The sequence below is a fragment of the Streptomyces sp. NPDC026062 genome (assembly GCF_055568375.1).
Map to the genome: position 1 here is coordinate 84,185 of NZ_JBVHOQ010000035.1, position 9,708 is coordinate 93,892.

At 70.9% G+C, this 9,708-nt stretch carries 6 protein-coding genes; 3 read left to right on the top strand and 3 right to left on the bottom strand.

Annotated elements, in window-relative coordinates; all coding sequences use genetic code 11:
* Positions 1 to 92: 92 nt before the first annotated feature.
* The gene (locus ACZ4LX_RS28050; RefSeq protein WP_467649600.1) at positions 93 to 2,069 is read right to left on the bottom strand and encodes a sigma-70 family RNA polymerase sigma factor; all 1,977 of its coding nucleotides are present in this window, start codon (positions 2,067 to 2,069) and stop codon (positions 93 to 95) included.
* A gap of 637 nt (positions 2,070 to 2,706) precedes the next feature.
* Positions 2,707 to 3,627, bottom strand: coding sequence for a TetR/AcrR family transcriptional regulator (locus ACZ4LX_RS28055; RefSeq protein WP_467649601.1), 921 nt, complete (start codon positions 3,625 to 3,627; stop codon positions 2,707 to 2,709).
* A 337-nt stretch (positions 3,628 to 3,964) separates the two neighbouring features.
* On the opposite strand from ACZ4LX_RS28055, the gene ACZ4LX_RS28060 reads away from it, so the two are divergent.
* Positions 3,965 to 5,362, top strand: a complete 1,398-nt coding sequence (locus tag ACZ4LX_RS28060) for an NAD(P)/FAD-dependent oxidoreductase (protein ID WP_467649602.1) — start codon at positions 3,965 to 3,967, stop codon at positions 5,360 to 5,362.
* 194 nt (positions 5,363 to 5,556) lie between these two features.
* Positions 5,557 to 7,224 (top strand): ATP-binding SpoIIE family protein phosphatase, encoded by a 1,668-nt coding sequence (locus ACZ4LX_RS28065; RefSeq protein ID WP_467649607.1) that lies wholly within the window; start codon positions 5,557 to 5,559, stop codon positions 7,222 to 7,224.
* 27 nt (positions 7,225 to 7,251) lie between these two features.
* Here ACZ4LX_RS28065 and ACZ4LX_RS28070 read toward each other — a convergent pair whose 3' ends face one another.
* On the bottom strand, positions 7,252 to 8,559 hold the full coding sequence (locus ACZ4LX_RS28070) for an MFS transporter (protein ID WP_467649603.1): 1,308 nt from the start codon (positions 8,557 to 8,559) through the stop codon (positions 7,252 to 7,254).
* A gap of 147 nt (positions 8,560 to 8,706) precedes the next feature.
* Between ACZ4LX_RS28070 and ACZ4LX_RS28075 the strand changes: the two genes are divergently transcribed.
* The gene (locus tag ACZ4LX_RS28075) at positions 8,707 to 9,261 is read left to right on the top strand and encodes a MarR family winged helix-turn-helix transcriptional regulator (RefSeq protein ID WP_467649604.1); all 555 of its coding nucleotides are present in this window, start codon (positions 8,707 to 8,709) and stop codon (positions 9,259 to 9,261) included.
* Positions 9,262 to 9,708: the final 447 nt, after the last annotated feature.

Sequence of the window (9,708 nt, forward strand, 5' to 3'; positions counted from 1 at the left end):
CTGAGGCGCGGAGGCCTGAGGTGCGGAGGCCTGGGCCGGTGCCGCTGTCCTGCCCGCTACCCGCTACCCGCTGCCCGCTGCCGGCGCCCGGGTCAACGGCAGCTGATGCGTGATTCGGCCCAGTCGGCCAGGGCGACGCCGCCGAACGGGGCCGCCGGCTCCACGACGAGCTGGATTCGCTCCTGCCCTTCGATGCCGACACTCACCGGAACCGCCGGGTCGTTGCCGTTCATCACCGGGGACTGCCACAGCCGCACCCCGTCGCCGTTGAGCACCGAGAACCGCACCGAGCCGAGCCCCCTGGTCAGGTCGTCCACGCCGACCATCGCCTCATAGCGCGTGCACGGGCGGTTCAGCTGGATCTGGACCGAGGAGCGGCCGTGGACCGTCACCCCATGGGCGTACGGCGTGCCGCCGATCGACATGCCGGAACGCTGCCAGACCCAGCTGCTCTCACCGAGCACCACCTCGGGCCCGGTGTGGTCGCCGAGCAGTGTGTAGTCCAGCTCGCTGACCTGGTACACCTGCGGCGCGGGAACGGGCGGGGGCGGCGGAGTCGGAGAAGGGGGCGGCGTGGGCTCAGATGCGGGGGGCGTAGGCGTCGGGGTGGGCGTGGGTGTGGGCGTGGGCGTAGGTGTAGGGGTGGGCTCCGGCTGCGGAGGTGCCGGCGGCATGGGTGCGGGGGGTGCGGGTGCCGGTGGCGTCGGCTTCGGGGGTGTGGGAGTCGGCGCCGCGGGCGCCACGACCGGTGGCTTGGCGGCGGGCTTCGCCTCGGGGCGTGGCTGGTCGTCCCCGACCAGCGCCCACACCAGCCCGGCGGCCGCCGCGACGGCGACCGCCGCCGCGATGCCGGCCTTCGCCGGAGCACCGAGCCCCTCGGAGGCGGCGGCGCCCCCGGCCGAACCCGCGGACGAGCTCCCCCCGGTCGCCGCGGCGGCGGCTCCCGCACCAGCGGCACCGACAGCGCCGCCTGCCACGATCCCGGCGGCCTTGAGCGCGTACCCGGCGGCGAACCAGCCGATGACCGCGACCGGAAGCAGCGCGGGAATCCCGGCGTTTACATGAGCCAGTTCGCCCGCCGCGAGCCGGCACTTCGCACACTCGTCCAGATGCCCGCGCAGCCCACGCTCGGCCCGCATCCGCAGGCCCCCACGGGCATAGGCGCCGAGCCGGTCGGCGTAGCGCGCGCAGTCCCCGCCCGAGGTGAGCGCCTGACTCACGTGGGCTTGCAGATAGGCCTGCTTGAGTCCTTCGCGGGCGCGGCTGGCCAGCACCGACGTGGCGTTGGCCGTCAGCCCGAACAGCGGGGCGATGTCGCTGGGCGACTCCTCCTCGACGGTGGTGTGCCACAGGACGGCCTGCCAGCGCTCGGGGAGGCTGCGGAATGCCTGCATCGCCATCGACTGCTCGGCCTCGTGCATCGCCATCACGTCGGCGCCGAGATCGAGCGTGTCCGCGTCCGAGACCTCCGAGGTACGCGACGCCTGCGTGGCGAACACCGCGAAGTCGTCGACCAGATGCTCGCGCTTCGCGGTCTTCGTCCACGCGGCTGCGACATGCCGGACCGCCGTCATCAGGTAGGCCCGCACGGCCTCCTCGGGCCCCTTGCCGCCCCGTACCGCCTGAAGGGTCCTGGCAAAGACCTCGGCCGTCAGATCGTCGGCGGTGTGCGCGTCCCGGCAGCAGGTGCGCGCGTAGCGGCGCACGGCGTCGGAGTGGCGAAGGAACAGCGCCTCGTACGCGAGGTCGTCGCCGTCCCGCATCCGCAGAATCAACTCGGCGTCGGAGGGCGTGTCCCCGGCGGGCGTACTGCTGGGCCCCCGCTGCATGGGCACCGCGGCGGCCGGGGTATCGGCCGAGCCCGTGTCCGTGTCGCTGTCTGCCGGGTTCTCGGCCGGAGCGGGCGGCCACGGTCCCGGCAGGACGGTGCCACCACCCTCGTCACCGTCGTCGGAGCGCCGGGGCCCGGCCTGGCTCGGCACCTGATGCCCGGACAGCTCGGTCGTCTCCGTGCCGCCCGTGGTGGAGACACCGTCGAGCGATTCTTCCTGTTGCCCGTCACCGCTCATCGCGGACGCCCCCGTATGCGCTTTCGGACCCAAACACCGGGCAAGCGTGCCACAGAGCGCGGAAGAGGCGGTCCTTCAGCCCCGCCAACCACTCATCCGGGCGTTTTCCGGAATGCGAGCACTGGCGGACACCCATTCGGGGAAGGAGCAACGGGACTTGTTGACAGGATAGTTGGGGCGGATCGAGACGAGCACGGCGGAAGTGCGCCCTCCGGATGGCGAACGGTGACCGGAAGCACCTTCTCCGGACGCCGATGGGCACGGCCCCGACGAGGACCGCGTCTCCGGACGGAGAACTTCACGTACCGACCCTGCCCGGGGCAGTCTTCTGCGAACGGCGACGGTCGCGGGCAGGCGAGGGCTGCTCCAGCCGCACGGGAGCTGCCGCACCGGCTGAGGCCAGCCCCGTCCGGACGCGGCTGCCGCACCGGCCGAGGGCCGCCCGTCCGGACGGCGACCGCCCCTTCCGAGACGGCGATCGCCGCACGCTGACGAGGCCGGCCTCAACCGGACAACAAGGGCCGCACTCCGACGGCAGCCTCACCCTCCGGACGGTGACCGCCCACGGAACCGGACGGTGACCCCGCAGAACCGGAAGGTGACCGTCACTCAGAAGAAAACAGCCAGGCCATCGCCCTCAAGCCGGCCGCGAGCGCAGTCCCTCCAGCAGGATGTCCAGCAGCCGGGCGGAAGCCGCCGCCTGCTGAGCCGCGTCGGGCAGCGAGGGTGCCGCTGTCGCGATGACCAGCAGCACATCGGCCACCGTCACATCACGGCGAAGCTCACCGGATGTGCGCGCCCGGTCGACCAGCCGTCCTACGACCTCCAGCAGATCGGTCGCTCCGGCGCCGAGGTCCTCCTCCTCGGCCGCCTCGACCGGTCCGGAACGGTGCTCGGCCACCTTCGGACCGCTCTGGGCCGACGCCTGTCCGGTCTCCTGGCGCTGCTGGGGCACCCGGGGTTCGTCCCACTCGCCGGCCGGCGCCCCACCCGAGGCCCGCACCGCACCCGGGTCGGCGGTCACCGCAGACTCGTCCGCCTCGACGCCGACCCGCAGTATCTGCGGAGGGAGCAGCCGTCCGGCGCCCGAGGCCACCGAGGTCCGCAGGAAGCGCGACAGCGCCGACCACGGTTCCTCCTCCTGGCCCAGCGCGGACCGGGCCTGGTCGGTCAGCCGGGAGGTCTCCTCCTCGGCTATCCGGCGCACCAGCACGTCCTTGCTGGGGAAGCGCCGGTACACCGTGCCGACACCCACCCGGGCGCGACGCGCCACGTCCTCCATCGGAGCGCCGTAACCCAGCTCGCCGAACACCTCGCGGGCAGCCCGCAACACGTGTTCCAGATTGCGCTGCGCGTCCACGCGCAGTGGCGCCGAGCGGCTGTGGGTGCCGGCACCGCCGGCCTGGACGCCCAGTGCGGCCCCCAGCGTGCTCACGGCCGCCGGCGGTGCGGTGGTCCCGCTGGACCCGACACCGCTCACCGTGCCTACTGCCCCGATCCGTCCGTTTCCTTCGGACGCGACCGCACCAGTCGGCCAATGCGATTCCTGAATATGCATAACTTTTCCCCCGGTTATGACGTCTCCCCCCGGAGACTCCCGCCGTGTCAGTCGAGGGTGGACCGATGGTCACCGTCCGACGCCCCGACGACATACGAACATAGTTGAGGCAGGGTCAATTCAGAAGAGGGCAGCCCGCCGGGAGCTTCCCCCGATTGGTCCACGGACCGGCCGGTCACCGGTCCGGACCCCTCCCGTCCCCCTTCCCGTAACCCCTGACCTGCGGGCTTCCGTAAACGCGGCACGGAGGCCGGTCGCGGCCAGTGGAGAACCTCCGGTCACACAATTTGCCGGGGCTGTGGACAAACTCCTGCGCACGTTGCGTCATGGGGTGGTGATGGCTTCAGATTCCGGGGGAACACCCCCCGGCCCCCCGCCGGGTGTGCGCATTCTTGTCGTCGGTGGGGGCTATGTCGGGATGTACACGGCGCTGCGTCTCCAACGGAAGCTGAAGCAGAGACTGAGAAGCGGTGAGGCGGAGATCGTCGTCGTCACCCCCGACCCTTATATGACCTATCAGCCGTTCCTCCCCGAGGCCGCCGCCGGCTCCATCTCACCGCGCCATGTCGTCGTGCCACTGCGCCGGGTTCTGAAGCACTGCACCCTCGTCATCGGGGAGGCCCAGCGCATCGATCACGCCAAGCGCACCGCCACCGTCACCACGCTCGCCACGGGCGAGGACGGCACCGGCGCCGTCGAGATCCCGTACGACGAACTCGTCCTGGCCCCCGGCTCCGTCTCGCGAACCCTCCCGGTCCCCGGCCTCGCCGATCACGGCGTCGGCTTCAAGACCGTCGAGGAGGCCATCGGCCTGCGCAACCATGTGATCGAGCAGATGGACATCGCCTCCGCCACCCGCGACCCCGCCATCCGCGACGCCGCCCTCACCTTCGTCTTCGTCGGCGGTGGCTACGCGGGCGTGGAGGCGCTGGCGGAGCTGGAGGACATGGCCCGCTACACCTCGCGGTACTACCACAACATCAAGGCCGAGGACCTGAAATGGATCCTCGTCGAAGCAACCGGCCGCATCCTGCCCGAGGTCGGGGAGTCGATGGGCAGGTACGCGGTCAGGGAGCTGCGCGGCCGCAACATCGACGTACGCCTCGAAACCCGGCTGGATTCCTGCGAGGACCGGATCGCCGTGCTCAGCGACGGCTCCCGCTTCCCCGCCCGCACGCTCGTGTGGACCGCGGGAGTCAAACCCGCCCCGCTGCTCGCCGCCACCGACCTGCCCGTCGACGAACGCGGCAGGCTCGTCTGCACGGCCCTGCTCACCATCGACGGGACCGGGCACGCCTGGGCCGCCGGTGACGCCGCCGCCGTCCCCGACCTGACAGCCGCCGAACCGGGCAGGAAGACCGCCCCCAATGCCCAGCACGCGGTCCGCCAGGCCAAGGTACTCGCCGACAACCTTGTCGCGGCGATGGAAGGCCGTCCGCTCAAGGAGTACCGGCACAGCTACGCGGGCTCCGTCGCCTCGCTCGGCCTCCACAAGGGCGTCGCGCATGTGTACGGGCGTCGGCTCAAGGGATATCCGGCCTGGCTGATGCACCGTACGTACCACCTGAGCCGCGTCCCCACCTTCAACCGGAAGGCCCGGGTGCTGGCCGAATGGACGCTCGCCGGGCTCTTCAAGCGGGAGATCGTCTCCCTGGGCTCCCTGGAGCACCCCCGGGCCGAGTTCCAGATCGCCGCAGGCAAGCGCCCCCGGCCCGACGACGGCGACTGTCAGTAGGGTCCGGCACACTGGACGTGTGACCATAGGTGGGCTCACATCTGCACAGAGTGACCCGGCCGGCAGCGACCGACAGCGACCACCGAGGAAGACCGTCCCAGGGGCAGAAGACCGCCACCGCACACTTGTGACGCCCCGGCAGAGAAAGCAGCCCGCCCGAGCGGACCAGACCGACACACGAGGCAATGGATTCCGTGAACTTCACGCGTTGGAGCGCCCGCCTACCCGGTACACAGCGTCGAGCCGCCCGGGACGACCGCAGTCCCGTACCGGCGGCCCGCGCGGAGTACGCACAGTCCGACACCGGGTCAGGCCCTCCGGAAGGCGATCCGGACGGCGGCCCCGGCACCCGGTCCGCCGCACTCACCCTGGAGGGCCTCTCCGCCCGTGACATCCTCGGCCGGCTGCCCGCCCTCGTCGCCCTGGTGCACGGACCCGACCACCGCATCGCCTACGTCAACGACGCCTACAGCGCGGCGTTCGGCCCCCGCCCCTGCGGGGTCCCGGCAGCCGAGGCCATGCCCGAGCTCACCGAGCTCAGCCTGCTGCCCCTGATGGACCAGGTCCTGCGCAGCGGCACGCCGCGTACGGTCAAGTCCCGCAAGGCCGGCAGCGGAAACTCGTACACCGTCACCTGCACCCCCGTACGCCGTGACGAGGACAAGGGCCAGGAGAGCGGCGTCCTCGTCTACGCCGCGGATGTCACCGACCACGCCGAGGCCGCCGAGCGGCTGCGCACCAGCGAAGGCCGGCACCGCGAAACGGCCGTCACCCTTCAGCGCTCGCTGCTCCCGCAGGAGCTGGAACAGCCCGACGACCTGCGGATCGCCGCCACCTACCAGCCGGGCGGCACGGACGCCGCGGTCGGCGGCGACTGGTACGACGTCATCACGCTCGGCGCCGGCCGCACCGCACTGGTCATCGGGGACGTGATGGGCCGCGGGGTGCGCGCGGCCGCGGTGATGGGCCAGCTGCGCACGGCCGTGCGGGCCTACGCCCGCCTCGACCTCCCTCCGCACGAGGTGCTCCAGCTGCTCGACGGGCTCGCCGCCGAGATCGACGCCAGCCAGATCGCGACCTGCGCCTACGCCGTCCACGACCCCAACGAGGGCCTGCTCGTCTACTCCTCCGCCGGTCATCTCCCGATCCTCGTGCGCGACGAGGACGGCACGGTCCACCGGGCCGAGGACCCGATCGGCCCCCCGCTCGGCACGGGCGGCTGGATCCACACCTCGGGCACGATCGCGCTGCCGCCCGGCTCCACCGCCGTCCTCTACACGGACGGCCTGGTCGAGCGCCGCAGCGAGGACATCGACGAGGGCATGGCCGCGCTGGAGCGCGCGCTGTCCGGCGCGAAGGGTGCGCCGCAGGTGGTCTGCGACCGTCTGATCCGCTCGCTGAACGTCACGGCGGAGCACGACGACGACGTGGCGGTGCTGGTCGTCCAGCACCCCGCCCGCACGGGTGCGACGGCCGAGCTCTTCCACAACGCCTCGCTCGATCTGCTCGGCGGCATCGAGGCCGCCCCGCGCGCCCGCGCCTTCGCGACCGGCGTGCTGACGTCGTGGCGTTTCCCGATGGAGCTGTGCGACCTGGGCGTCCTCGCCGCCGGCGAGCTGGTGGCCAACTCCCTTCAGCACGGGACACCGCCGATGCGCCTGGGCCTGCGGCGCACGGACCGGAGGCTGATCATCGAGGTGACCGACGGCGACGACCACCTGCCGCGCCGCCGCCGCGCCGAACCGGGCGACGAGGCGGGCCGGGGCATCACCATCGTCGCGTCGATCGCCACGTCCTGGGGCAGCCGTCGCACACCGGGTGGTGGCAAGGCGGTCTGGTGCGAGTTCGCCCTGCCGCGGTAGCGGACCGGATCCGGCCGGCCCGGCCCGTCAGTGAACGGCGGCGACCGGTGCCGGCCCCTCGGCCGAAGCGTTCTCCGGCAGCGACACGGCCACCACCCGCGACGGCACGGCCGTGAGGGACGGCTGGTCCTGTACGGGGGTGAGCCGTCGGCCGAGCCGTAGTGCGAGCACCGTGATGCCGAGCGAGAACAGTACGAACGTCACGATGTATGGACCGTGCAGCGAGGCCCCCATCGGACCGCCCACGGCGGGCCCGACCGCCAGCGCCAGCTGCTTGCACAGGGCGAAAGCCGAGTTGTACTGACCGACCATCGAGTCCGGCGCCAGATCCGCGACCAGCGGAGCGACGGTCGGCGACAGCATCGATTCGCCGAGCCCGAACAGTGCGTACGTGGAGATCATCGCGGCGGTGGCCATGGTCTGGCTGCCGTGCCCGAGGCCCGCGTAGCCCGCCACGATCCAGGCGAACGCCCAGATCAGACCGACCGAGGCGATGACCCGGCTGCGCTTGCGGCGCTCCACCAGGCGCAGCACCACGAACTGGGCCACGACGATGACAGCGGTGTTGGCGGCCAGCGCGATCCCGAGCGTCGAGGGCTGGATCCCGGCGGCCTCGGTGCCGTATGCCGCGAGCCCGGACTCGAACTGTCCGTAGCAGGCGAAGAACAGCACGAAGCCCAGCACGCACAGCTGCACCATGGCCCGGTGCGAGAGCAGCGCCCGCAGCCCACCACGCGAAGCGGTCTCGCCGGCCGCAGCTTCCTTCACCACCGCAGGCGTACGCGGCATGCGCACAGTCGCCGCGATGGCGCCGAGCACGAGGAACATCACGGCTTCGATCAGGAACAGCAGGGTGAAGGAAGAGGCCCGGCTCGTGTCCACGATCAGCCCGCCGACCAGACCACCGATGCCCAGCCCCAGGTTCTGCAGGAAGAACTGCATCGCGAAGGCGCGGGTACGGGTGCTGGTGTCGGAGCAGCGCACGAGCATCGTGGCGAGCGCCGGCTGCATGACCGCCGTGCCCGCACCGAGCACCGCCGCCGACAGTACGGAGGTGGTGACCTGCGAGGAGAAGCCCAGTGCGACAGCGCCCAGGGAGGCGATGACCGAGGCGACGACCAGCACGGGCAGCGGCCCGCGCCGGTCGATGACCCGGCCGGTGAACGGAAGCACGGCGAGCGCTGCCATGGCGAAGACCGCCAGTACGACACCCGCCGTACCGGCACCCAGATCCCGCACCTGCGCCACGTAGACGTACAGATAGGGAACGGTGAACCCCAGCCCGAACGCGCTCAGCGCGCTCCCCAGCTGGATCCGCCGCAGTGCTGCACCCATTTCCCTGGTCACACTCACCTACCTCAAGGTCTCGAAACCACGCGATCGAACGACTCGAACCCGAAGACTTTAGCACTAAAGTTAGAAGCTCAACAATATAGGTTGAAGGACTTCGACGGCTACGGACGGCGTGCCATACTGCGCGCCATGCCTGACACCACCGAGCCCGAGCTCCAGGAGCCGAGCCTCGACGAGCAGATCGCCGCCTACCAGCGCGAGTTCCAGGACCTGGACCCACAGGTCGAGCAGGTCGTCTCGGCCCTCGGCCGGCTGAACCGCCGGATGAACGTGGCGTACGGACGGCAGGTCGCCGCCCTCGGCATCAGCAACGCCGAGTGGGAGGTCCTCAAGACGCTCGTCCTGTCCGGCACCCCCTACCGACTGGGCCCCGGCGAGCTCGCCAAGCGCCTCGGCCTCACCCCGGCGGCGATGACGCACCGCATCGACCGCATGGCGGGCGAGGGCCTCGTGACCCGCGACCGCGACGAGAACAACCGGGTGCGCGTCATCGTCGAGCTGACGGACGAGGGTCGTACGAAGTGGCTGGAGGCGATGCGGATGGCCTCGCACTTCGAGGAGGACCTGCTCCAGGACCTTTCGGGCGACGAACGAGGAGTCCTCGGCGAGATGCTGATCCGCCTCCTGCGCCGCGTCGAACACGCCCAGCCGGACGCCGGCGGCCGTCTCACCGACCTGGGCTGAGACCACCCGGCGGGGGTGCTGTCCGGGGCAGCCGGGGAGGGGTTGACAGGGCCCGCCGGGATCCGTAAGGTTCTTCGAGTTGTCATGGAGCCAGTACGGCTCCACGAAAACCGATCCGCCGCGAATGCGGCAACCAACTCTTAGTACTGCCTCCCACTCGGGACCAATTTCGGCATGCCGAAATTGATTTGCGAAGACTCGATTATGAGTCGCCGGGAAAATTCGCTAGAGTTTGGACGTCGGAACGGCCCAACAGCCGGGAAGACAAACCCCGCTGACGGGGAATCGGACACGAAAGAGTCTGATAGAGTCGGAAACGCAAGACCGAAGGGAAGCGCCCGGAGGAAAGCCACAGAAAATGTTCTGAGGTGAGTACAAAGGAAGCGTCCGTTCCTTGAGAACTCAACAGCGTGCCAAAAGTCAACGCCAGATACGTTGATACCCCGA

What these genes read in the sequence shown, in the direction of transcription:
- ACZ4LX_RS28050 (WP_467649600.1), bottom strand. Translation starts at nt 2,069, where the DNA reads ATGAGCGGTGACGGGCAACAGGAAGAATCGCTCGACGGTGTCTCCACC.
- ACZ4LX_RS28055 (WP_467649601.1), bottom strand. Translation starts at nt 3,627, where the DNA reads ATGCATATTCAGGAATCGCATTGGCCGACTGGTGCGGTCGCGTCCGAA.
- ACZ4LX_RS28060 (WP_467649602.1), top strand. Translation starts at nt 3,965, where the DNA reads ATGGCTTCAGATTCCGGGGGAACACCCCCCGGCCCCCCGCCGGGTGTG.
- ACZ4LX_RS28070 (WP_467649603.1), bottom strand. Translation starts at nt 8,559, where the DNA reads ATGGGTGCAGCACTGCGGCGGATCCAGCTGGGGAGCGCGCTGAGCGCG.
- ACZ4LX_RS28075 (WP_467649604.1), top strand. Translation starts at nt 8,707, where the DNA reads ATGCCTGACACCACCGAGCCCGAGCTCCAGGAGCCGAGCCTCGACGAG.